Source organism: Paenarthrobacter ureafaciens (assembly GCF_004028095.1).
In the GTDB taxonomy this organism is placed as follows: Bacteria; Actinomycetota; Actinomycetes; order Actinomycetales; family Micrococcaceae; genus Arthrobacter; species Arthrobacter ureafaciens.
Window position 1 is genome coordinate 683,941 of record NZ_SBHM01000007.1, and the last position, 22,300, is coordinate 706,240.

21 protein-coding genes are annotated in these 22,300 nt (G+C 65.1%); 17 read left to right on the top strand and 4 right to left on the bottom strand.

Annotated elements, in window-relative coordinates; all coding sequences use genetic code 11:
* Positions 1-48: 48 nt before the first annotated feature.
* The gene (locus AUR_RS07370) at positions 49-852 is read left to right on the top strand and encodes an IclR family transcriptional regulator (RefSeq protein ID WP_021472884.1); all 804 of its coding nucleotides are present in this window, start codon (positions 49-51) and stop codon (positions 850-852) included.
* 154 nt (positions 853-1,006) lie between these two features.
* On the opposite strand, the gene AUR_RS07375 is transcribed toward AUR_RS07370, so the two are convergent.
* Positions 1,007-1,786, bottom strand: coding sequence for an N-carbamoylsarcosine amidohydrolase (locus AUR_RS07375; RefSeq protein WP_021472885.1), 780 nt, complete (start codon positions 1,784-1,786; stop codon positions 1,007-1,009).
* Positions 1,787-2,122: 336 nt separating this feature from the next.
* On the opposite strand from AUR_RS07375, the gene AUR_RS07380 reads away from it, so the two are divergent.
* Positions 2,123-3,475 carry an MFS transporter gene (locus AUR_RS07380; RefSeq protein WP_062099362.1) on the top strand — a complete coding sequence of 451 codons (1,353 nt, stop codon included), beginning with the start codon at positions 2,123-2,125 and terminating at the stop codon, positions 3,473-3,475.
* 216 nt (positions 3,476-3,691) lie between these two features.
* On the opposite strand, the gene AUR_RS07385 is transcribed toward AUR_RS07380, so the two are convergent.
* Positions 3,692-4,207: a hypothetical protein gene (locus AUR_RS07385; RefSeq protein ID WP_062098168.1), complete on the bottom strand. Its 516-nt coding sequence runs from the start codon at positions 4,205-4,207 to the stop codon at positions 3,692-3,694.
* 186 nt (positions 4,208-4,393) lie between these two features.
* Here AUR_RS07385 and AUR_RS07390 point away from each other — a divergent pair, with 186 nt between their 5' ends.
* The 13 genes from AUR_RS07390 to AUR_RS07450 all read left to right on the top strand — a co-directional run bounded on the left by AUR_RS07390 (position 4,394) and on the right by AUR_RS07450 (position 18,784).
* Positions 4,394-5,974, top strand: a complete 1,581-nt coding sequence (locus AUR_RS07390) for an alkaline phosphatase D family protein (RefSeq protein WP_062098170.1) — start codon at positions 4,394-4,396, stop codon at positions 5,972-5,974.
* Positions 5,975-6,153: 179 nt separating this feature from the next.
* Positions 6,154-6,816, top strand: a complete 663-nt coding sequence (locus AUR_RS07395; protein ID WP_021472889.1) for a hypothetical protein — start codon at positions 6,154-6,156, stop codon at positions 6,814-6,816.
* Between the two features lie 35 nt (positions 6,817-6,851).
* Positions 6,852-8,186, top strand: coding sequence for a phage tail sheath family protein (locus AUR_RS07400; RefSeq protein WP_062098172.1), 1,335 nt, complete (start codon positions 6,852-6,854; stop codon positions 8,184-8,186).
* 1 nt (position 8,187) lies between these two features.
* Positions 8,188-8,667: a phage tail protein gene (locus tag AUR_RS07405; protein ID WP_021472891.1), complete on the top strand. Its 480-nt coding sequence runs from the start codon at positions 8,188-8,190 to the stop codon at positions 8,665-8,667.
* A gap of 1,121 nt (positions 8,668-9,788) precedes the next feature.
* Positions 9,789-10,544: a CIS tube protein gene (locus AUR_RS07410; RefSeq protein ID WP_062098173.1), complete on the top strand. Its 756-nt coding sequence runs from the start codon at positions 9,789-9,791 to the stop codon at positions 10,542-10,544.
* Positions 10,541-12,061, top strand: a complete 1,521-nt coding sequence (locus AUR_RS07415; protein ID WP_062098175.1) for a phage baseplate assembly protein V — start codon at positions 10,541-10,543, stop codon at positions 12,059-12,061. Before AUR_RS07410 ends, AUR_RS07415 begins: the two co-directional genes overlap by 4 nt.
* Before the next feature lie 13 nt (positions 12,062-12,074).
* The gene (locus tag AUR_RS07420) at positions 12,075-12,413 is read left to right on the top strand and encodes a hypothetical protein (RefSeq protein WP_021472894.1); all 339 of its coding nucleotides are present in this window, start codon (positions 12,075-12,077) and stop codon (positions 12,411-12,413) included.
* A 25-nt stretch (positions 12,414-12,438) separates the two neighbouring features.
* Complete coding sequence (locus AUR_RS07425) at positions 12,439-12,873, top strand: GPW/gp25 family protein (RefSeq protein ID WP_021472895.1); 435 nt, start codon at positions 12,439-12,441, stop codon at positions 12,871-12,873.
* Positions 12,870-15,476 carry a baseplate J/gp47 family protein gene (locus AUR_RS07430; RefSeq protein ID WP_062098177.1) on the top strand — a complete coding sequence of 869 codons (2,607 nt, stop codon included), beginning with the start codon at positions 12,870-12,872 and terminating at the stop codon, positions 15,474-15,476. Before AUR_RS07425 ends, AUR_RS07430 begins: the two co-directional genes overlap by 4 nt.
* Positions 15,469-16,026, top strand: a complete 558-nt coding sequence (locus AUR_RS07435; protein WP_164888668.1) for a phage tail protein — start codon at positions 15,469-15,471, stop codon at positions 16,024-16,026. The genes AUR_RS07430 and AUR_RS07435 overlap by 8 nt, the downstream gene beginning before the upstream one ends.
* Before the next feature lie 48 nt (positions 16,027-16,074).
* Complete coding sequence (locus AUR_RS07440; protein ID WP_128397102.1) at positions 16,075-16,533, top strand: hypothetical protein; 459 nt, start codon at positions 16,075-16,077, stop codon at positions 16,531-16,533.
* 45 nt (positions 16,534-16,578) lie between these two features.
* Complete coding sequence (locus AUR_RS07445; RefSeq protein WP_062098183.1) at positions 16,579-17,514, top strand: PASTA domain-containing protein; 936 nt, start codon at positions 16,579-16,581, stop codon at positions 17,512-17,514.
* Positions 17,515-17,557: 43 nt separating this feature from the next.
* Positions 17,558-18,784, top strand: coding sequence for a pyridoxal phosphate-dependent aminotransferase (locus tag AUR_RS07450; protein ID WP_062098185.1), 1,227 nt, complete (start codon positions 17,558-17,560; stop codon positions 18,782-18,784).
* Positions 18,785-18,864: 80 nt separating this feature from the next.
* Here the strand turns inward: AUR_RS07450 and AUR_RS07455 are convergent, their stop codons facing one another.
* On the bottom strand, positions 18,865-19,902 hold the full coding sequence (locus tag AUR_RS07455; protein WP_031216691.1) for a zinc-dependent alcohol dehydrogenase family protein: 1,038 nt from the start codon (positions 19,900-19,902) through the stop codon (positions 18,865-18,867).
* 81 nt (positions 19,903-19,983) lie between these two features.
* Here AUR_RS07455 and AUR_RS07460 point away from each other — a divergent pair, with 81 nt between their 5' ends.
* Together AUR_RS07460 and AUR_RS07465 are read left to right on the top strand one after the other, a co-directional pair.
* Complete coding sequence (locus AUR_RS07460) at positions 19,984-20,442, top strand: carboxymuconolactone decarboxylase family protein (RefSeq protein WP_021472902.1); 459 nt, start codon at positions 19,984-19,986, stop codon at positions 20,440-20,442.
* Between the two features lie 17 nt (positions 20,443-20,459).
* Positions 20,460-21,344: a sigma-70 family RNA polymerase sigma factor gene (locus AUR_RS07465; RefSeq protein WP_062099364.1), complete on the top strand. Its 885-nt coding sequence runs from the start codon at positions 20,460-20,462 to the stop codon at positions 21,342-21,344.
* A gap of 114 nt (positions 21,345-21,458) precedes the next feature.
* Here AUR_RS07465 and AUR_RS07470 read toward each other — a convergent pair whose 3' ends face one another.
* Positions 21,459-22,271, bottom strand: a complete 813-nt coding sequence (locus AUR_RS07470) for a hypothetical protein (RefSeq protein WP_021472904.1) — start codon at positions 22,269-22,271, stop codon at positions 21,459-21,461.
* Positions 22,272-22,300: the final 29 nt, after the last annotated feature.

Below are 22,300 nucleotides of genomic sequence, written 5' to 3' on the forward strand. Positions count from 1 at the left end.
ATATGATGGGCCAAAAGCGCGGGGCATTGACACGGCGAAGGGATACGCATGGCAGGCAGGCCGAAACAGGACAACAGCCAAGTCCAGGGCGCTGCGGCGTCGCTGCTAAATGGTCTTGCTGTACTGGAAGCCTTTTCGGTTCAGAATCCGGTTCTGGGTGTGACAGAGGTGGCCCAACGCGTAGGCCTCCACAAGAGCACGGTTTCGCGCATTCTGAGCGGCCTTACAGATGCAGGCTACGTCCAGCGGGATGAGGAGACGGGCCGGTATCGGCTGGGGCTGGGGCTACTTGCGTTGTCCGGACCGCTTCTGGCGGACTTGGACGTGAGGCGTGCCGCAGTCCCCTATTTGGAACAACTCACCGCAAACACCAACGAGACAAGCGCCATCTCCGTGTGGAACGGCGCCGAGGCCATCGTGGTGGAGCAGGTGGCCAGTCCGCACCAGGTTAAACACACCGCCTGGATCGGGACTCGGTACAACAAATTCGAAAGTTCATCGGTAAGGGTTTTTCTGGCGGAACTGCCGCCGGCACTGGCCGCTGACCTCGTTGATTCCGGAAGGATACTGCGCGCCAAAGATGACGGCCTGCCGGAGGACATCGCCACCCATCTGAAGGAAGTTGCCCATCAAGCGTATGCCGTCAACGATGGCCTGTCCGCCGAAGAGGAGTTTGGGGTCTCCGCTCCGGTTCGGGACTACCGCGGCAAGGTGGTGGGCTGCATTACTGTCTCTGCCCCTCGTTCGAGGGTGCAGAAAGAAGGGGTCAAGGACTCTCTTGTTCAGGCCGCGCAACAGGCGGCATCGGAAATTTCCATCCGCTTGGGCTGGTCTGCTTCTCTTCCGGGCTGATGCAGCAAAAGTTCCTTGAGCGACCTCGCCCACAAGGGACGCCACGTTTCCTCAGCACTTAACTAACCTGGAAAGCCGGCACCCATCAGGGGTGCCGGCTTTCAGGTCAATACGGGGATTCCGCCCGCAGGTGTATCAGCAAAGGTGAAACGGCTTAGGCGGGGTCCGCGGGGGCAGCCACTTCGGGCTGGGGGTCCGAAAGGGTCTTCGGAACCGTGTCCTCGAACTGCGGGAGACCGTTCAGATAATCCACCACAGAGTCCGTCGATTCAACGTCACCGAACTTGTTGTCGATGTCGTAAAGGTTCCATTGCACGACGCCCGGAACGCGGTCGCCGATGGTTTCCCTGGCAATGATGGGGCGGAACCCCTTCGCGATCGCGTCTTCAACGGTGTGGCGTACGCACCCGGCCGCTGTCGCGCCGGTGACGATCAGGGTGTCGATGCGGTTGGACGTCAGGAACAGCTCGAGGTTGGTACCCGGGAATGCAGACGCGCGATTCTTCTCGATCACAACCTCGCCTTCCGCCGGCGCAATGCGGTCGTCGATCTGGGCCCAGTAGGAGTCCGCCGGAAGGGTCTCCACAGGGATCTTCGAGTACCACAGACCCATGTCGTTAGTCCCCGAGGTGGCATCCCGGTTGCGGTAGACGTTTGTGGTGTAGAAGACAGGAACACCCTTGGCCCGTGCAGCTTCGTTGATCCGCTGAACGTTCGGGATGATCTCCTCCATGCCCGGGCAGCTGAACGGGTGGCCCGGGCGGGTCCAGGCGTTCGCCAGATCGATGTGGATAACAGCCGGGCGGTTGCCGTAGCCGATCCGACGCTTGAATCCCCGCTCGTTGTAGATATCGGTGCCTGCCTCGAATGCCTCCTGGAGCACTGCTGCGAGGCGGGCTTCTATGTCGCTTGCCGTCTGTGTCTCTACTGTCATGGTTCTCTTTCCTCATTCGTATAGATGTTTCTTTCCTAGCAACTAAGTTGCTGTGTTGGCTACAGTAACGCACGAAACTGCAGAGCGCTAGAGGCCGGCCGAAATGCCTTGCGCAAGAATCACGCTCTGACCGCGGTCACCTGGAGCCCGGAAATTCCACAAAAGACTTGGATCTAAAAATGTCCACCTAGGGGGTTGTTTGTTGCTCTATGCGGGTCTAAATTGCTATACGAGCAACATGTTGTGAAACGGATCACTCTCACCTGAAGTGGCGCACCGCCACTGAGGTCAACTGAAACGAGAAAACCCATGCCCTCTACCGCGGACAATAAATCCATGGCCGACCGTCCAAGCATTGATCGAGACCACGTACCCGAACTCCACAAAGTGAGTGCCGGGCACCTCCGAAAGGTTGTGGGGGCCTCCTTCGCCGGCACCGTTGTCGAATGGTTCGACTTCGCGATCTACGGCTACATGGCCACCCACATCGCTGCCACCTTCTTCGCATCCGGCGACCCGCTGACCGGACTGCTGGAGACTTTTGCCATCTTCGCCGTCGCCTTCGCTATGCGTCCGCTAGGCGGGATCATCTTCGGGAGGCTGGGCGACCGGCTCGGGCGGAAACAGACTTTGATCCTTACGGTGTTGCTGATGTCCGGATCGACGGCGGCCATCGGCCTCATCCCCAGCTATGAAACGATCGGGATCTGGGCCGCGGTCCTTCTGGCTATCGCGCGTTGCATCCAAGGCCTATCTGCCGGCGGTGAGTACGCCGGCGCCACCATTTACACCGTGGAACACAGCCCGGACCACCGGCGCAACCGCTACTCCAGCGCGATGTCCATGGCCACCTTCGCTTCCTTTGCGTTGGCCGCCGGCCTCGGGGCACTGTTCAGCTTCATGTTGCCGGCCGAGGCCATGGGCGACTGGGGATGGCGTGCATTGTTCCTGTTGTCCATCCCCATGGGCTTGGTCGCGTTCTACATCCGCTCCAAGCTTCACGAGTCACCCGAGTTCGAGGCCATGGTCAAAGACTCAGCCGACCGCCCGAAATTGAGCCTGGGTGCAGTTGTTGGCAGTCAGTGGCCCCAGATGCTCAGGCTTGGCGGGTTTGTCATGCTGACGGCTCTGTCCTTCTACATCTTCTCCACCTATATGTCCACGTTCCTCACCCGGGTGGTGGGACTGGATCAGAGCCTGGCCCTGCTCTCCAGCCTTGTCGCACTCCTGTTCGCCACGGCACTCGCTCCTGTCGTGGGGCGGTTATCGGACCGGATCGGCCGACGTCGCATGATGCAGATGGCCGCGGTCCTGCTGACAGTGATGACCATCCCCGCGTACATGCTGGCCGAGCTTGGGACCTTGGGCAGTGCCGTGGCCAGCCAGGCGCTGATCGCCCTGGGCGCGGTGTCCGCCAACGTGGTGACCTCGGTGCTGCTGTCCGAGATGTTTTCCACGGACGTGCGTTACACGGCCTCCGGACTGAGCTACAACGTCACGTACGCGATTTTCGGTGGAACCGCACCCTACCTGGCTACTTGGTTGGTGGCGACCACCGGAAATTCGCTGGCCCCGGCCATCTACGTCACGGTTGTTGCTGTCATCGCCCTGGGGGTCGCCTCAATCTTCATCCGCGAAACGGCCGGCAAGCCCCTGCGTCGCTTCCACGACGACGCGCTGGAGGTCTGACACGGTCTACCGGCTCTCGAGGAAGCTGCCGCACCGCCAGGGGACAGCCTGCATGCTGTTCCCTGGCGGACTGACAGGATGGTCGTTCGCGGCGCGACGGGCCAGTGTTGCACCTGAAGTTGTGGGCTGCGAATGAAGTGGCACTGTCGGCGCACCCGCAACCGTTCAATGGCATGAGAACCCATCGCGTCCCCAAACAAGGAACCTTGGAGGGGCCTATGAGCGGTCTCTCTTTGGTCCGGCCAAGCCGCCCCCAATCCCCGCATGTGGAAAGTTGAAGGCGGGAGCCGCAGCGAACAGGCGGCGGCAAAGCCCCACACCCTCCACGAAGAGGGCGACCACCGCCACTAGGTAGAGACCGTAGGATCCAAGCACAATGGCAAGCGGCCAGCCCTCTGCCGGCGCCTCTCCCGAGGCCAGGCCCGTGGTTATCGCCAGGATCATACTGACGACGAACAGGACCCCCACCGCCAACACCAGCCATCCGGTGAGGTTGCGTCGTTGCCGCGAAACCAGGCTGGAGGCAAACAGGACCACACCTCCGCCAAGGACCACCACGAAGAGTTCCCCGGGCATGAGGAAGTCAAGATGAAAGCCGCCGGACCTCACGAAGAAGATCGCCGCAAGAAAGATGGGCGCCGCTAAGGGAATTCCGACCAGGACTGTCCCGGCCACCGCCAGCACCCGCGCGGTGATGGTGCGGCGTCCTGATCTGACACTGTCAACGTGCATACACCCAGCTTCCCGACCATGCCCATCTGCCGCATAGGGGCTTACGTCCTGATTCGGTGCAGCAGTTCGTGCGACCAGCACCCCGCCTATGACACAGCAGCGAGTTAACGCTTTTTGTCACACAATTAACCGGCAGTTCACACCACTCTCGGCGCCTGTCAACTAAGGCTTCCTAGCGTCGAGGGCATGGAGAACATCACCCGCAGATCCCTCATATCCGCCGGCCTCGGGGCCGGTTTGATTGCCGCCTTGCCGCACACCGCCGTCGCCGTTTCAACAGCAGACGACGCCGGACTCCGCACCAATCCCTTCACGCTCGGCGTAGCTTCCGGGGAGCCGTGGCCGGACGGCTTCGTCATCTGGACCCGGCTGGCCGCCAACCCCGTGGCCGAAGACGGCCTGGGCGGCATGCCGTCCCGCAACGTTGCGGTGGCCTGGGAAGTGGCAGAGGACCCGCACATGCGCCGGGTAGTAGCCCGCGGCGTCGAACAGGCCCGGATCGAGTCCGCCCACTCGGTGCACGTGGAACTCAAAGGCCTCAAACCCGGCCGCGAATACTTCTACCGGTTCCGCACCGGCCGCCACCTGAGCGACACCGGCCGCACGATGACCAGCCCCGCGCCCGGGGAGATTCCCGCAGCCCTGGCCATGGCCTTCGCAAGCTGCGCCCAGTACGAGCACGGCTACTTCACGGCCTACAAGCGCCTGGCTGAGGACCACCCGGACCTGGTACTCCACTTGGGCGACTACCTGTACGAATACAAGAAGGACAGCTATGTGATCGGCGGCGGCAACCCGCGCGACCATGAAGGCCCGGAAACTGTCAGCCTGGCAGGCTACCGCCAGCGCCACGCGCAGTACAAAGCCGACGCCGACCTCCAGGCAGCCCACGCCATCGCACCGTGGCTGGTGGTCTGGGACGACCATGAAGTGGACAACAACTGGGCGGACGAGATCCCGGAAAACAGCGATCCTGCCCAGCTCAACGACACCACTGAACACTTCCGGCAACGTCGTGCAGCTGCCTTCCAGGCGTACTATGAGAACATGCCGCTGCGCCCTTCCTCGCTCCCGGCCGGCTTCGACATGAAGATCTACCGCACCATCCAATGGGGCCAACTGGCCAACTTCCACATGATGGACACACGGCAGTACCGCGACGACCAGCTCGCCGGCGACGGCTGGCGCAAGAATGTGGCCGAACGCCTAGACGAGAACCGGACCATCACGGGAGCCGAACAGGAAAAATGGCTGTTGGACGGTTTCAGGAACTCCACCCAGCGGTGGGACATCCTTGGCCAGCAGGTCTTCTTCGCCGAGCGCGACCGTAACAAGGCTCCCGACATCGACGACGTTTCCATGGACGGCTGGGACGGTTACGCCGCCTCCCGCCGGCGTATCACCCAAGGCTGGGTTGACGCGAAGGTCCGTAACGCCGTCGTACTTACCGGCGACGTGCACCGGCACTGGGCCACGGACCTGAAAGTGGACTATAAGGATCCGGAGTCGCCGGTTGTCGGTTCCGAACTCGTGTGCAGCTCCATCACCTCCACGGGAGACGGTTCGGGATCCACCACGGACGCAACCATGGCATGGAACCCGCACTTGAAGTTCTACAACGACAACCGCGGATACGTGAACACCCGAATTACCAAGGACTCCATGACGGCAGACTTCCGCGTCCTGGACTACGTCACCAAGCCCGGAGCCCCGGTGAGTACCAGAAAATCCTTCACCATCAACGACCGCGTGCCCGGCCTGGCCTGATTCCCGGCGCGGTGCCGGCACCTGTCCCGGTTGGCAGTTGCCGGCACCGGCCCGGGCCCCTCCCATGCGACTTTTCAAACGAATGGAGTTACCCCTGTTTCCCCAGTGACTACGGGCAACTGCGGGAGTACCCTATTCCCAGTTACGTTTGTGGATCACCTTCCAGCTGGGGTTCTGCCGTGGGCTATGTGCGTTCGTCGCTGTCCGACCTTCTCGGAGTCCTTTCCGACGCCGTCGCTCCCCAACGCGTAAGGTTCGACGACGACTCCCCCCACGGCGCCGATTCCCCTCCCGAAGCTCCCGTGACTGTCCACGCCGTCGCCCTCGACAGGGTTGGCCGTTCGCGCCGCGACGGTCCCGTGTTGGACCTGGAGCTGCGGGTCGCGGTGGAATGCCACGGCCCGGAACAACTGGACAACATGGAGCAACTGCTTTTGTCCGTGGAACGCCACAGCCAGTACTCGATTGTTTCCAGCAACGAATACCGGCCCGGCGAGTACCAGGAAAGCATCCGCGACGGGCTCGGCTTCCTGGTGCGCATCCCGGTACCCCTTCGCTTCGAAGAACCGTCCGGCCCGCCGGTCCTGGAACCGCTCGTGGCCAAGACCGGAGTCGCCCGCAGAATCCAAGGACGCCTGGTGGACGTCCACAACAAAGGCATCCCCGACGCCTACATCCACGCCCATTCCTCCGCCACGGCGGTCGTCAGTGATGCGACCGGCCACTTTGAGGTCCTGGCCTCGGCGGACGAACTCCAGCACTTCGCCGTTGCGGTCCACGGCACCGAACGGGAAGTCTCGGCCAGCACCAGCAGCCTGCCGGTCATCATCCGGTGGACCTGAACCCGCCCATGTGCGGGTAGGGAAGGGAGCGCACCATGGCGAATTACCAGGCGCCAGGCGTTTACGTACAGGAAGTCCCCAGCGGGGCACGCGCAATAGGACAGGTGAACACCAGCATCGCCGGATTCGTCGGCCTGGCTCCGGACAACGACGCCTTGGTCGATGAGCTCCGCGTCCTGGATAACTGGACGCAATTCGTGGACCAATACGTCGGGACCGCGACGGCGGGTACCCCGCTCTCCAACGCTGTGTACGGCTTCTTCTCCAACGGAGGAAGCCGTTGCTACGTAGTGAACATCGGCCCGGGCGGCAGCCTGACCGGAACCGCCTCGGCGCCCACCGGGCTGACCCTCTTCGAAGCCGTGGACGACCTCTCCATAGTCGCCGCCCCGGGCTACGCCACCGCCGAGGCGTACGCAGCGCTGCAGGCCCACGTGGAACATCCGCTCCGCCAGGACCGGATGGCGATCCTGGACACCGTGGAGAAAGTGGACGACGTCGGTGCGCTCACCCGGGCGGCGACCTCCGGGGTTCCCGGGACCCCGGATGCCCTGGCCGAAGATTCGGCGGACACCGGGCCCGATGAACCGGAGGATGGCGACGAGCCGGATGGTGCTGAGAAGCCGGATGGTTCTAACAAGCCGGACGGCCGGGACGGACCGGATGTGGCTAGCACGGAAGCCGGAGAACAACAGGACCTCGGCGCACCCCAGTCCCCCGGCGGCTATACGGCGTTGTACTACCCATGGATCGTGATGATCGATCCGGTCTCCGGCAAGAAGGTAACCCAACCGCCGTCGGGCCATATCGCGGGGGTGTGGGCGCGCGTGGACGCGACCCGCGGCGTCCATAAGGCGCCCGCCAACGAGCCGATCCAAGGCGCAATCGACCTGGTGCGGCGCGTCAGCCGCGGTGAGCAGGAGGTCCTGAACCCTGCCGGCGTGAACTGCATCCGATACTTCCCCGGCGAAGGAATCCGGGTCTGGGGCGCGCGGACCAAGGCTCCCGAGGCCAGCGAGTACCGGTACATCAACGTCCGGCGCCTGACCAACATGATCAAGGAATCCGTGGCGGACGGGACCCGCTGGGTGGTGTTCGAACCCAACGACCACACCCTGTGGAAGTCCATCCGACGCGACATCGGGGCGTTCCTCACGAACGTTTGGCGGGACGGAGCGCTGCTTGGCACTACCCCTCAACAGGCGTTCTTTGTGAAATGCGACGAGGAAACCAACCCTCCCGAAGTCCGCGACGCCGGGCAAGTGGTCACGCTGATCGGCATCGCACCCGTGAAGCCGGCGGAATTCGTGATCTTCAAGCTCATGCAATCCGCGGACAACACCAGCGAAACAGAGAGCGGAGGAGCCTGACATGAGCACCCCAACACCTGCAGCGCAACCGGGCAACGTGGTGGACCCGTACCGGGCCTACAATTTCAAGCTGGTCATCCAAGGAGTGGTGCAGGGCCACTTCACCAAAGTGGAGGGCCTGGGCCTCAAGATCGGCCGCATCCTGTACCGTTCCGGCGGCGAAAACAGCACCGTGCGCGTCATCCCGGGCCAAGTGGAATACACCCCGGTGACGTTGAAATACGGGCTCACCGATTCCACCGAGATGCTCCAGTGGCTGTTCAAGGCCGTGAACGGGACGGTCGAGCGGCGCAACGTCTCCATCGCCATGCTGAACGACGCGGGTTCCACGGAAGTGCGGCGCTGGAACCTGCTGGGAGCCTGGCCCTGCGACTGGTTCGGCGCACCGCTGGACGCCCTCGGCAAGGACCTCGCCATCGAGACCCTGAGCATCGCCTACGACCGCCTGGAGCTCGACGATGCCCGCGCTCCCGTCGCTTGACGTCCCCTCGGGCGCCCGGGCTTCCTGGCGGCGGGCCTTGGCCGGGCGCCTGCGCCGGGCAGCGGCGTGGGTGGAACCAGGCGGCGGCTCCGGCGTCGCGGGTTTTGAAAGTACGACTCTTGAGACGACGACGGCGGAACGCGCCTTTGACCTGGCGGACGCACCCGAGCATTGGGTTGCGTTGCTGCGGAACGCCGGGTTGGCACCTTCCGCCGCGCCCAAGCGGATGGGTCTCAACTCCGCAGCTCCCAACCCCGCAGCTCCCAACCCCGTTGTGGGGCCCGTTCTGCGTGCTACCCCGCGACTTTGGCGCGCACTGCGGGCACCACACGTTGAGCCCACCGCCGAACAACCCGTTGCCGGTCCCGCTCAGCGTGCTATCCCGCGACTGTGGCGCGCACAGCAGGCCCCACAGCGAACCCCAACCCTAAAGCTTCGTACGCCCTCCCAACCTGAAAGACCCCAAGCACCAACAAGCACACCCGTTGCGGAGCCTAGTCTGCGTGCTTACGAGCACCCGGAAAGCGCACAACAGGAACCCACACCCGTTGCCGGGCCCGCTCCGCGTACTGACGAGCACCCGGAAAGCGCACAGCAGGCACCACAACGAACCCCCGTCCTGCGGCTTCGTACACCCTTCCAACCTGAAAGACCCCAAGCGCCAAGAAGCACACCCGGTGCGGAGCCCACTCTGCGCCCCAACAGACCAACTAGGAGCGCACGGCAGGCCCCACAACAGGAACCCACACCCCCTGCGGGGCCCACTCTCCGCCCCAACGAACCAACAAAGAGCGCACAGCAGGCCCCACAACGAACCCCAACCCTTAGGCTTCGCGCGCCCTCCCACCCTGAAACACTCCAAGCACCCACAAGCACACCCGGTGCGGGGCCCGCTCTGCGTCCCAACGAACCAACAAAGCGCGCACAGCGGGTCCCACAACGCAGCCAACCCCGGCAGACCCGCGCCCATGCCAACGCGCACACCCCGGCTCCGGCACTTCCCGGGGTGTGGCCGGAACTCGTTCGCCGTCCTTCCCGGTCAGCACCTGTGGACGGGGCAACCCTGACCAGTGCCATGGCCCGGCAGACCCGGATTGACCAGGAACACGGAGCGCTCTGACATGGAACGGGTCGCTTTCCTGATCGAGGACACCGGGGAACACCTGGGCTGCCTCCTCAACCCGGAAACGGTGGTGATGCAACGCTCCGCCGGTGTTGAGCCCCGAAGAAGCGCGGGCGGCAAGCTGAGCGGCACCGGCCTGGCCGACGATCCCCTCCTCTTCACAGGCGGCGGCCACACCGAGTTGCGGCTGGATCTCCTCTTCGACGTCGACCTCGCGCCGGCGTTGCTCCACGTCCAGGACGTCCGCCAAATGACCCGCCCCATCTGGGCGCTCGCGGAAAACAGCGCCGAAGTGGAACGCCAGCGCCGGCCGCCGTCGGTCCGGTTCGTGTGGGGCCGCGCGTGGAACGTGCCGGGCATCGTGACGGAAGTGGCGGAGCGCTTTGACCGGTTCGCCCCGGACGGTTCGCCCCTCCGTTCCTGGATGCGGATGGTGTTCGTCCGCGTCGGCCAAGCCGCGGACGAGGAAGGCGGGGAGAACTACGAACTCGCCCGGAGGCTTCCTCCCGTGGACCTGACCGCACCGCCGGTGGATACCTTGCCGGTCACCGGCGACGGCAGCACAGACCGGGACGCACTGACTCCCGACGGCGGGCTCCTTCCCGAGGTGCCGCCGGCCGAGTTGGGACGCTTGTCCATTGAAGCATTCGGGACGCCCCTGCTCTGGAAACTGCTCCTTGAATACAACAACGTGGATGATCCCGCGCACTTCAACGGCCCCCTGGCCGTCCCACCCATGGGCGAGGCGTCATGAGGCAACTCCAAGGACTTCCCGAGCTGATCGTCACCCTGGGCCGGCGACGCCTCACCACGGCGGAAACGGCAGCGATCGTCTCCGTCAATGTCCTCAGTTCCCTAGCGAGGCCGGCCCAATGCCTCATTTCCTGGCGCCCCGGCCCGGGACGCACTGCTGCGGCGCGCGGCGGGGTGGACCCCGCACCCGGGGACGCGCTCCGGGTGGAGCTGGGCGGCCAACGGACGGCGCTGTTCGCCGGCGAAGTGACCGTGGTGGAGTACGGCTACGGGGCCGACCTTGGCCAGGAAATCCGCATCCGCGCCTACGATGCCTTGCACCGGCTGAGGAAACGCCAATACACGCGGCTCCACGAGGACACCGACCTCGCAACACTGGCCAAAACCCTTTGCGAAGGCACCGGCCTGAGCGTGGTGGGCGGCAATGAGCGGCTGGGCCACGTCTACCAGTGCGCCCGCACGGACCTGAGCCTGCTGGTTGAACAAAGCGCCAGGGTCGGCGCCTACCCCGTCGCCCATGACGGCAACCTGAAGCTCGTGGGGCTCGACGGCGAAGGCGAACCCTTGGAACTGACGCTTGGCTCCACGCTCCACTCGGCCGAGATCGAGGTCAGCCAGGAGCCCGCCTATGCCGGCGCAACAACTCACGGCTGGCGTGCGGAGGATGCTTCCCTCCACCAAGCAGAAACCAGCACCAGCGACTCCAAAGCCCACGTCACCGCAGACCCGGGCCTGGCCAGCGTAGGCGCAGGTGGCGACGTCATCCGGGACAACGAGCTCTTCGACTCGCCGGCGCTCGCGGCCGGACTTGCGCAGGCTGAGCTGGATGCCAGGATCGCAGGCCAGGTGTCGGGTGTTTTCATCGCGGAGGGCAACCCGAAGCTCAGGGCGGGTGGCCGGGTCCGGATCACCGGGGTATCGGCGTCCGTTGAGGGTACATACTTGATCGCGAGCGCAGCACACAGGCTGGACGGCACCGGCTACGAAACCACGCTGACCACCAGGCCGTCCTCTCCCGTCCCCGAACGCAGGCCGGATGTTTTCACCCTTGGAGCCATCGCGGACACCAACGATCCCGAGGCCCGCGCCAGGGTCCGGGTCCGGCTGCCTGCCTATCCGGACCTGGAAACCCTGTGGGCACCTGTCCTCATGGCGGCCGCGGGCCCCGGCAAGGGAATGGTGGCGCCCCCTGCCCCCGGCGACCACGTCCTGGTTCTGCTCCCGGCGAGCGACCCCGCCCAGGCAATCGTCCTGGGCGGGCTCTACGGCGCCGAACAGCCGCCGGACCATCACGTGAATACGCCCCGCGAGAGCCGCTATACGTTCCGCAGCGCGGACGGCCAACAGATCATGCTCGACGGCGGTGCGCGCACGGTCAGCTTCACGGACGGGCACGGCTCATCGGTGCATTTGGGACCGGACGAGCTCCGGATTTCCGCCGCGACGGACCTTGTTTTGGAAGCTCCGGGCAGGGCCATGAAGATCAGGGCCAAGTCTGTGGATTTCGAGGAAGCCTGAGCATGGAGGCGGCATGAAGGTCCTGGTCAAAGAAGCCATCCTCCGTTGCGGACACGACGGCAAGGTGGAGAACGTGCCGTCGCAGGAGTGGGTGCGGGTCACGGGTTCTCCCGTCCTGGTGGCAACGGATCCGCAGGGCCGGGACATCTCCATGTGCCCGCATATCAGCATCAACATCAAGCCCTGCCGGAAGACCTTGCCGGTGATCAGGGGCTATTCGGCTTTCATCAGGATCGGCGGCAAGGCCGTGTGCCTGGACACTGTGGAGGGTTTCACGGACGGGACCCCTCCGGGCGCGGTCAAGTACACGGTCCGCCGGCCGGGCCAGACGCTGGTGGGGGCCGGATCATGAGCCGGATCATGGGAAGCCGCGGACGATGAGCACCCCGCGCTACAAATCAGCGGCTTTCATCCACCCCGACTTTGACGCCGCGGCGGGGCCTCCAGGCTTGAGGATCACTCCGGCGGGACGGCTCGCCACGGTGACCGACGCCGCCTCCATCCGCCAGGCCCTCCTGCTCCTTTTGAGCACCCGGCCCGGCGAACGCGTGAACCGTCCCACCTACGGCTGCCATCTGTTCCGCCTGGCTTTCGCGCCGGCTGACGACACCACGGCCGGGCTGGCGATCCACTATGTGGCCAGGGCGGTTGAGCAGTGGGAGCGCAGGATCACGGTCCTTTCCCTGGATGCCTCGCGGTCTCCGGAGGCTCCCGAGGTCCTTGAGGTGCGGCTCAAGTACCGGGTCCGCACCTCGCACATGGAGGACCAGATTGTCATAGCCCTTCCCGTCGAATCCGGAGGTGTGGCGTGAGCATCCCCGTCCCCAACCTCGACGACCGCGATTTTTCCGACCTTGTGGCAGGGGCCCGCGAGCGCATCAGGCAGGTAGCGCCCGAGTGGACTGACCTTTCCGTGCACGACCCCGGGATCACCATCGTGGAGGCCTTCGCGTACCTCACCGATACCCTCATGTACCGGGTGAACCGGGTCCCGGACAAGCTCTACGCCGTCTACCTGAACCTCCTCGGCACGGCCCTTTATCCGCCGTCCTGCGCTGAGACGGTGTTGGAGTTCAGCCGCGCGTCCGCGGCGAATGCCGACGAGGAGATCCGGATCCCGCGCGGCACCCAGGTCAGCTGCCCGCCCGGCGTGCCGGGGACATCACAGCCGTTATTCACGACGACGGCGGCAGCCACTCTGGCGTCCGGCCAGGCGAGCGTCCTGGTCGACGCAGCCGACGTCACCATGTACGACGCCATCCCGATCGGTACGGGAACAGGCAGGCCGGGCCAGAGCATGGTGATCCCCAATGCACCGATCGTTTCCGGCGCCGGCCTGGCAATCGCCGTCGAGGTTCCACCGGGGACGCGGCTTGCCAGCGGCGAGGCGGTGCTGGTGGACGGCAAACCCTTCCGTTATTGCCAGGAGGTGGAGGCGTTCGCCGACGCGGGCCCCGGGGAGGTGCCGGTGCGGATCGACCGCAGTGCCGGCGTCGTGATGTTCGCGTGGTGGGACGAGGAGTCGGCCGGGAGGTCGGACCCGGTGCTGGTCCCCGGTCCGGGAGCAGAGGTCCGGGCCTGGTACCGCAGCGGCGGCGGCGCGTCGGGCAACGTCGGGGCCGGGCAGTTGACGGTGCTTCGGACGCCGGTGCCGGGGGCCAAGGTGACCAATCCGGAGCCTGCCACGGGAGGCCGCGACGGGGAGTCGTTGGAGAACGCCCTTCGCCGCGCGCCCCAGGATTTCCAAGCGCGTGACCGTGCGGTGACCGTTCGCGACTATGAGGTTTTGGCACGCCGCCACGGCGGGGTGGCGCGGGCGCGGGCCTTCACGCGGAGGGACCTGTGGGCGTTCGCGCGTCCGGGGGAAGTGGAGATTGTGCTGGTGCCGTTTGTCCCCGCCGGTCGCGGCCCCGGGCACAGTCCGGTGCGCGCCGCGGATCTCGAAGCCCAGTCGCGGGAAGAGGTGCGCTCCGAAGTGGAAGCGTATCTTCGCAGGCGATCCACCGTTGGCGCCGAACCGGTGGTGCGGTGGGGGCTCTACAAGCAGGTGCTGGTTGATGCACGGATCGTGGTCCGTCCCGACGAGGATGCCCAGGCTGTGAAGAACCGGATCGTGGGCCGCTTGTCAGAAAGCATCAGTCCTTTGGGCTCCGATGCGTCATCCTACGGTTCGGGCTTCGGCAAGCCGTTGCGTGTCTCCAACCTCTACCGGGCCATGGAGGAAGCCGAGCCCGGGGTCCAGTACGTTGACCGCGTCCGGCTGGAAGTGGACAAGGTACCGGACACCGATGCGGTGGGACTGGTGCAGGCCGAGGGCCAGGACAATACGTGGTTCGTAGGCCAGGACGGGACGTTGTTCCGGACCACGAACGCCGCTGACGGCTGGGAGGCGTGCGCCGACTTCGCCGACGGGGACGACGAAACCGTCCGTTCCATTGCACCTTTCCGCTCCCCCGCACCCGGCCGGGCCGGACCCGAACGCCACCCCGGCATGGTGGCGGTCAGCACCGTCACGGGCACGGGCTCCCGGATCTACATCAGCGAGGACCTTGGCGAGTCATGGCGGAAGGCCGCGGAGCTCGGCTTTGTGGTGGCAGACCTGTGCTGGGTGGACCGCCAAGGCGAGCCCCTGCTGCTCCTGGCCGGCGAGCGCGGCCTGTACGAACTGCCCGTTACGGAAGGAGCCATCCCGGTCCAGAACGTGGTGGACACCAGCCAGCCGGACCGCGGCTTCTACGCCGTGGACGCCCTGGTGGATATCCGCGGCAGGACGGGCGTGGTGGTGGCGGCCGAGGCGTCGGCGGGCGTGTGGCTCTCCCCGGACGCCGGAACCGCCGGAAGCTTCAAACAGGTCAAGGCAGCCGGGGAGGACATCCGCTGCCTGACGGTCCAGTACGACGGCGGCGCAAGCTACGTGTGGGTGGGGCGCGCGGTTCCTGAGGGCACAGGGACGGGTTGCCTCCGGCTGAAGATTGATGAACTGGGCAGGACTGACTTCGACCAGCAGTTCATGGAGTCCTGGGAGCAGTTCAGTGCAGGTTGGACCGGCGGCAGCTGCTGGGGCGTGCATGTCATGGGCAACGCCGCCTACGCTGCCACCCAAAGCGGCGGGGTTCTCCGGTTGCAGCTGGGACAGGCCTCGGCGCAGTGGAGCGTCCCCGATGTGAACTGCAACCTGCCCCTGCGTGACCGGACCCGCTTTGAGCCCGTGCGGTCTGTTTCGGGCGCTGTTGGCCCCGGCGGAGCGGCCATGGTGCTTGCAGCCGGGCCCAAGGGCGTATACCGCAGCACGGACAACGCCGTGTCCTGGGCGAGCTGCACACGCCGTGTGGTGGCGGATGTGGTGACGTTGCCGGACACGTGGTTGTTCTGTTCCGGAGACCACCGGATTGAGGTGGTCCATGGCCATGGATGATCCCGTGAAACCGTCGGGGTCCAGGCTCCTCAAGGTCCTCCCGGAGGTGTTCCAGGTAGCCGCGGACACGAGCCCTGCCATGCGGGCACTCATGGCCGTGGCCGAGGATATGCAGGGGCCCGTCCGGGAAGTCCTGGACCGCATCCACACCGTTCCGGACCCAAGGCGCGCACCGGCGTCGTTGATTCCATTCCTCTCGCACTGGGTGGACCTGGACTGGTTGACGCTGCCCGATCCCGGCACGGCCACAGCGGACAGTACACATCCCGGCACCATTCCCGTCGCGAGGCAGCGGGACCTCATCGCAGCCGCGGCGGACCTGTCGTCACGGCGCGGCACCGTGGATGGGCTCACCCGGTTCCTGCACCTTGCGACGGGCGTCCCCGGGTTCGCCGTCGAATCCGTCCCAGGTGAGTTCCATATCAAGGTACTGGTGCCTGCGGACGCCGCCGGGCACCTTGAGCTGGTGGGCCGGATCGTCAAAGGCATGAAGCCGGCGCACGTTACGGACCAGCTGGTACTGCTGCCGGAACCGGGTGACGTTGGATGAACGGTTGCCCGCGATGAACGGTCGCCCGCGATGAACAAGGAGAACCGGATGCCGATCCTGGTGGTGATCGCCTGCGGGGTGGTCGCCGTCTTGGTGCTGGTGTTCGGTGTCAGCTGCGGCGGCGGTAACAACAATGCCGCCCCGGACTGGCAGGCAGGCATCTCGGGAGCGGGCGGCGGCGCACGGCTTACCGCAGCGGACTTCACCGTCACGGCTGGTTCCTGCACGGTGTCGGACGCCCAGCTGGTGGTCAACGGAGGATGCGTGCTGGCGGTGAAAGATTTCGGCGGCGGGCCGTTCTACTTCGGGCCACCCACCAAACGGGCCAGGCTGGCTCCCCAACAGCCCGTCACGGTGACCCTCTTCCTGCAAGGGACCCGCGCCCAGCAGGACTCCGATCCGGGGAAGACCGTGGACCTGACCTTTGGGACGTCGGGCGGAGAGCTGGGCATCACCTGCCGGCTGATCGGCGCCTGTGCGCTCCAGTTGCTGGAACCCGGAGGCTGAAATGACCCTGACTACCCTCGCAACCGTCCACAGAGGAGTTATGCCATGACCACTATCACCATGACGCTGAGCTCCCCCGATGTTGTTCTCAAGGACGGCAAAGGATCACTCACGGCATCAGTCACCAACGGCTCGCCCGAAGCCGAGCGCGTGGTCCTGGGCGCCTTCCCCGGGCAGGTGACCAATCCGCCGTCGAAGACGTACACCACCATCCCCAACCCGCTCCGGACCATAGCCGCCGGCGCCACCGAACAGTACGTGGTCAACTTCGACACCACAGGTGCAACGGCAGGGAACTACCCCGTGAAGTTGATCGCCTATTCCGCGGATGACGCTCCCGAGGACTACGCCGACCAGGCGCATGTGGTCACCCTCAAGGTGCCGGCGGCCGAGGCACCCAAGCCGCCGCAACCGTTCCCGTGGTTGTGGGTGATCATCGGCGGGGTGGTGCTCCTGGCGATCGTCGGCGCAATCCTGTTCTTCATCTTCAAGGACGCCAACGTCCCGGACGTGAAGGCCAAACCGGAGGCCGAAGCGGTGAAGATCCTCACGGATGCCGGGTTCAAGGTCGGCAGCAGCCAGGTGGAAAGCGCCGAGACCGAAGGCACCGTGGTCAAGCAGACCCCGAATGGCGGCGAAACCGCAGGCCGCGGCAGCACCGTCAACATCGAGGTCGCCATTCCTGCGCGCCCCACAGTGCCGGACGTCCTGGGCAAGCGGATCGAGGACGCCAAGACTGCGTTCCAGGCTGCGAAAATCCAGCTGGACTTCACCCAGGGCTCGCAATGCTTCGGTTCCGCGTTTGAGCCGCTCTTCCGGCCCTGCGTGGTGGTGGGCGTGAATCCCGACGTCGGTACCAAGGTCAACGTCAACGCCCTGGTCCTGGTGCGGACCGAGCCACGGTCAATCATCGTCCTGGACCCCCTGCCCAACATCTGCAAGACCAATCCGCAGTTCTGCGTCCAGAGGCTGCAACCTTGAGGCGTTTTTACTCGCTTGGCCTTGCGACATGAAAAGATCAACCATGCGCCCGATGCAGCACTCCAGCAAACTCCAGAACGTCCGGTACGAACTCCGTGGTCCTATCCTCCAGGCCGCCAAGGTCATGGAAGCCGAAGGGCACCGCATCCTCAAGATGAACCTCGGAGACACCGCCCCGTTCGGACTCGAAGCGCCGGAGTCCGTGGTGGTGGACATGATCCACCACATCCGCGGAGCCCAGGGCTACAGCGAGTCCAAGGGCATTTTCTCCGCCCGCACAGCCATCTCGCAGTACTACCAAACGCGCGGATTGATGAACATCGGCGTGGAAGACATCTTCATCGGCAACGGGGTTAGCGAGCTCATCTCCATGACCCTCCAGGCCTTCATGGAGAACGGCGACGAGATCCTGGTACCGGCGCCTGACTACCCGCTCTGGACCGCCGCCGTCACGCTCACGGGCGGCAAAGCCGTCCACTACCTCTGCGACGAGGACGAACAGTGGTGGCCGAACATGGCCGACGTCGAAGCCAAAATCACCCCGCGCACCCGCGGAATCGTGATCATCAACCCGAACAACCCCACCGGCGCCGTCTACCCCCGGCACATCCTGGACCAGTTCGCGGCGCTCGCCCGGAAGCACGATCTTGTGCTGTTTTCCGACGAGATCTACGAGAAGATCCGGTACGTCGACGCCCCGCACATCCACACGGCTTCCATTGCGGACGACATTTGCGTGCTGACGTTCAGCGGACTGTCCAAGGCCTACCGGATGCCCGGCTACCGTGCCGGCTGGGTAGCGGTGACCGGGCCCCTCGCCGCGACCGCCGCCTACCGGGAGTCCTTGGAACTGCTGGCTTCCCTGCGCTTGTGTTCCAACGTTCCCGCGCAGCATGCCATCCAGACCTGCCTCGGCGGTTACCAGAGCATTGAGGCCCTGATCCGTCCCGGTGGCCGCTTGCGGGAACAACGCGATCTTGCATGGAAGCTGTTGACGGCCATTCCCGGGGTCTCCTGCGTTCCCGCCGCCGGCGCCATGTATCTCTTTCCCCGGCTGGACCCGGAGATCTACCCGATCGACTCCGACGAGAAGTTCGTCCTCCAGCTCCTGCAGGAACAGAAGATCCTGATCTCCCACGGCACGGCCTTCAACTGGCCCGCCCCGGACCACTTCCGGTTCGTGATCCTTCCTGCAGTCGAGGACATCGAGGAAGCCGTCCGCCGGATCTCGCACTTCCTCGCCGCGTACCGCAACCGCCCCGCCGACTAGCCCAAGTAGGTCGCATTTGTGCGCGTTTTGACGGCTCAAAACGCGCGGTGCTGCGACCCAGCTGGGCCAGATGGGGGCAATTAGCGCGCCGGGTCGATCATGGTCATCCCGGCCACGGTCGCTGTGTCGAAGGTCGGCAAAAGGGCCGCCGCTTCCTCCAGGCCGATTGTCCGTTCAATGAGCATCTGCGGCTGCAACGCGCCCTGCTCGATGAGCGCCATCATGCCCGGGTAGTCCACCGCTGCCATGCCGTGGCTGCCCAACAAGTCAAGCTCCCAGCCGATCACCCGATCCATCGGGACGCGCGGGTGCCCGTTGATGGAAGGCAACAAGCCGATCTGCACGTGCCGTCCCCGCCGGCGAAGGCTAAGGATCGCGTCGGCGCACGTCTGTTCACTTCCGACGGCGTCAATTGCCACGTGGCTGCCACCACCGGTCAGCCGGTTGACGGCTTCGGGAATGTCCGTCCCGTCAGCCAGCACGGTATGGTCGGCACCCACGCGGGCCGCCACGGCGAGCGCTTCCGGGTTACGGTCCACCGCCACCACCCGTGCCCCCAGCGCCTTGGCAATCATCACAGCGCTCAGGCCTACACCCCCGGCACCAACGACCGTTACCCATTCTCCGCTCTTCACCTTTGCCCGGGCAGCGAGGGCCCGGTATGCGGTGGCGAAGCGGCAGCCGAGGCTTGCCGCCGTCGTAAATTCAACACCGTCAGGAATGGCAACCAGGTTGCTGTCCGCAGCGTGCAGGGCCACATACTCGGCGAACGATCCCCAATGAGTGAACCCGGGTTGCTGCTGGTCCGGGCAAACCTGTGCGTCCCCGGCGAGGCACCATTCGCAGGTGCCGCAACCGCAGACGAACGGGACGGTGACGCGGTCGCCGGCCTTCCAGCGCGTCACGCCATGCCCGACGGCGGCGATCACCCCTGCGAGTTCGTGGCCCGGAACGTGCGGAAGGGCGATGTCGTCGTGTCCCGCCCAGGCGTGCCAGTCGCTGCGGCACATTCCCGTGGCCACGACCTTGACCACAACACCGCCGTCAGGCGCTTCGGGGACGGCAACTTCCCTTACGTGGGGTTGGCTTCGGACGTCGTCAAAAATCACTGCTCGCACGGGTCGACTCTACAAGCTGTCACACTTCCGGGGTCCCTTCCGACATCCCTGATGTAAGCAACCAACCGGAAAGGAAACACCATGCCACGCATCAACATGGGGCGCAGCAACAAGCTTGGATACGCCGCCGTCATTGGACTGGAGGGCTACGCCCGAAAGTCCGTGGAGCCCGAACTGTATGAACTCATCAAGCTGCGCGCTTCCATCCTCAACGGTTGCGGGTTCTGCGTGGACATGCACGCAACCGAAGGCCGGAAGCGCGGCATTCCTTCGCGGAAACTGCACGCTGTGGCCGCGTGGCAGCACTCGAAGGTGTTCTTCGACGCCCGTGAACAAGCCGTGCTCGCATTGACGGACGCGGTCACCCGGCTCGGACCGGACACCGTCACTGACGAGATCTGGAACGCTGCCGCCACGCACTTTGACGACGGCCAAATGGGTGCGCTCATCCTCGCCATCTCCACCATCAACGTGTGGAACAGGATTGCCGTCAGCACGCAGATGGAACCGCCGGTTGATGAGAAGAACCCGATTGCTTGAGGGGTAGCGTGGAGGGCATGACTCTTGCGGTGTCGGCTACTGCGGCGTGGCAAAGCGAACGGAACCGCCTCCTGGGCATCGCCTACCGGATGTTGGGCGACTTCGGCCACGCGGAGGATGTTGTCTCCGAAGTGGCGATCGACGCCGTCCGGCAGGAACGTCGGTCCGGCGTGGACTCCTGGCCCGCATGGCTGACCACGGTGTGCGTGCGCCGCTCGATCGACCGTGTCCGTCAGTTGGCCACGTTGCGTGAGGAATACACGGGTCCCTGGCTGCCTGAACCGGTGGACGTTTCCCGGCTTCCCGAGGAAACGGTAGCCAACCGCGAGCTCCTGTCCCTGACCTTGCTGCACCTCGCCGAGCAGCTTGCACCGGAAGCGCGGGCGGCCCTGGTGCTGCACCGCGCTTTCAGCATGTCCGCGCCGGAGATTGGGGAGATCCTGGAGAAATCACCCGCAGCCGTGCGCCAGATGATCTCGCGTTCGGAACGGCGCCTCGAGATCGACCCCAACGCTCCTGCACCACGGGCCAAGGACCGCGCCGCGCTGGAGAAGCTGGTTCTCGCCATTGAGGACGGCGATATTGAGACAGTGGTGGCCATGCTGGACCGGGACGCCGTACTCTGGGCCGACGGCGGGGGCAAGGTCAAGAGCGCCATGAACCCGCTGTTCGGGGCGGCCAGGATCGCGCGGTTCTTCACCGGCATCCTGGGCAAGGCCGTGGCTTTCGATCCTTCGCAGCCGGTCAGGGCCGAAATCGTCGACGTAAACGGCGAACCCGGCATGGTCCTGAGGCATCAAGGCCGCGCCGACGTCCTGGTGATCGACGCCGGACCTGACGGCACCATCCGCGGAGTGCGCCAGGTCTCCAATCCGGACAAGCTGACCCGGGTTTCGTTGTAGCCGGGTTTCGTTGTAGCCCGTGTGGCGGCTTCGCGGGAAACGTGCGGGCGAGGGCCAAGCCTCCCTGCGAAAGCGCAGGCTTCCCGCGAACCCGGCGAGCTCGACTTCCGGGGCCTAGTCCCCCACCGAGCCACTCACCCGGAGAGCATTGATGATCGCCGGGATGGAGGCAATCAGCATCACCACGGCCCACACCAGGGCCACAACCACGGTGATGAGTGCCCAAAACTGGTCCCCTATGGAGACCAATGGCCCCGGCAGGAAGCCGTGGATCACACCAAGGATCACCTGCAGCAGGACGGAGAGTGCCAGCAGCAACACCAGCCCCGTGATCTTGAAGAACTTCGGCTGGCTCAGGATCAGCAGGACCGCGAACACGATCTTCAGGAGCAACAGAAGGCCCAGGATGGCTGCGGCCTGCCCCTTGGGGAAGCTTCCCCAGAGCGCCAGGTAGGCCAGTGTTCCGAACGGTGTGGCCACAAACAGCCCGATCATCAGGAACAGCTTGGCCAGGGCCAGCATCGCGGTGAGGAAAGCTGCGATCACCCAGAGGAACGTCACCACCAGGGTCACGATGCCTTGGATCCGCCCGTAGGCGCGCAGGTCCATGATCAGGCTCAGTCCGAGCATCACCACCGTGAACAGCAGCAAGCCGTCCAAAAACGCGAGGAAACCTATGCCGGTACCGGGCGGATCGGCGTCGGCCCTTTGCGTTTTCAGGAAGACATCCAGCGGGACGCCCAGCCTCCCTGCCTCATCGGCAGAAACAGGTTCGACGGCGGTTTGGCCCAGTACCAGCGACATGCCCACTTCGGTGAGGATCACCAACGCAAATACGACGACGGCGGCGATGAAGAACGGACGGCGCAGCGCACCGGGATCCGGCCCACTGCGGAATCCTCCACGAATCGACCACGCTGCGGTCATGGGTCAATTGTGGCACCGCGCGTTCCAGT

Excerpts from the sequence above, each read along its gene's own strand:
- AUR_RS07445 (WP_062098183.1), top strand. The coding sequence starts at position 16,579 with ATGACCACTATCACCATGACGCTGAGCTCCCCCGATGTTGTTCTCAAG.
- AUR_RS07380 (WP_062099362.1), top strand. The coding sequence starts at position 2,123 with ATGGCCGACCGTCCAAGCATTGATCGAGACCACGTACCCGAACTCCAC.
- AUR_RS07385 (WP_062098168.1), bottom strand. The coding sequence starts at position 4,207 with ATGCACGTTGACAGTGTCAGATCAGGACGCCGCACCATCACCGCGCGG.
- AUR_RS07420 (WP_021472894.1), top strand. The coding sequence starts at position 12,075 with ATGAAGGTCCTGGTCAAAGAAGCCATCCTCCGTTGCGGACACGACGGC.
- AUR_RS07390 (WP_062098170.1), top strand. The coding sequence starts at position 4,394 with ATGGAGAACATCACCCGCAGATCCCTCATATCCGCCGGCCTCGGGGCC.
- AUR_RS07370 (WP_021472884.1), top strand. The coding sequence starts at position 49 with ATGGCAGGCAGGCCGAAACAGGACAACAGCCAAGTCCAGGGCGCTGCG.
- AUR_RS07470 (WP_021472904.1), bottom strand. The coding sequence starts at position 22,271 with ATGACCGCAGCGTGGTCGATTCGTGGAGGATTCCGCAGTGGGCCGGAT.
- AUR_RS07410 (WP_062098173.1), top strand. The coding sequence starts at position 9,789 with ATGGAACGGGTCGCTTTCCTGATCGAGGACACCGGGGAACACCTGGGC.
- AUR_RS07440 (WP_128397102.1), top strand. The coding sequence starts at position 16,075 with ATGCCGATCCTGGTGGTGATCGCCTGCGGGGTGGTCGCCGTCTTGGTG.
- AUR_RS07400 (WP_062098172.1), top strand. The coding sequence starts at position 6,852 with ATGGCGAATTACCAGGCGCCAGGCGTTTACGTACAGGAAGTCCCCAGC.
- AUR_RS07405 (WP_021472891.1), top strand. The coding sequence starts at position 8,188 with ATGAGCACCCCAACACCTGCAGCGCAACCGGGCAACGTGGTGGACCCG.
- AUR_RS07435 (WP_164888668.1), top strand. The coding sequence starts at position 15,469 with ATGGATGATCCCGTGAAACCGTCGGGGTCCAGGCTCCTCAAGGTCCTC.
- AUR_RS07425 (WP_021472895.1), top strand. The coding sequence starts at position 12,439 with ATGAGCACCCCGCGCTACAAATCAGCGGCTTTCATCCACCCCGACTTT.
- AUR_RS07375 (WP_021472885.1), bottom strand. The coding sequence starts at position 1,786 with ATGACAGTAGAGACACAGACGGCAAGCGACATAGAAGCCCGCCTCGCA.
- AUR_RS07450 (WP_062098185.1), top strand. The coding sequence starts at position 17,558 with ATGCGCCCGATGCAGCACTCCAGCAAACTCCAGAACGTCCGGTACGAA.
- AUR_RS07415 (WP_062098175.1), top strand. The coding sequence starts at position 10,541 with ATGAGGCAACTCCAAGGACTTCCCGAGCTGATCGTCACCCTGGGCCGG.
- AUR_RS07465 (WP_062099364.1), top strand. The coding sequence starts at position 20,460 with ATGACTCTTGCGGTGTCGGCTACTGCGGCGTGGCAAAGCGAACGGAAC.
- AUR_RS07460 (WP_021472902.1), top strand. The coding sequence starts at position 19,984 with ATGCCACGCATCAACATGGGGCGCAGCAACAAGCTTGGATACGCCGCC.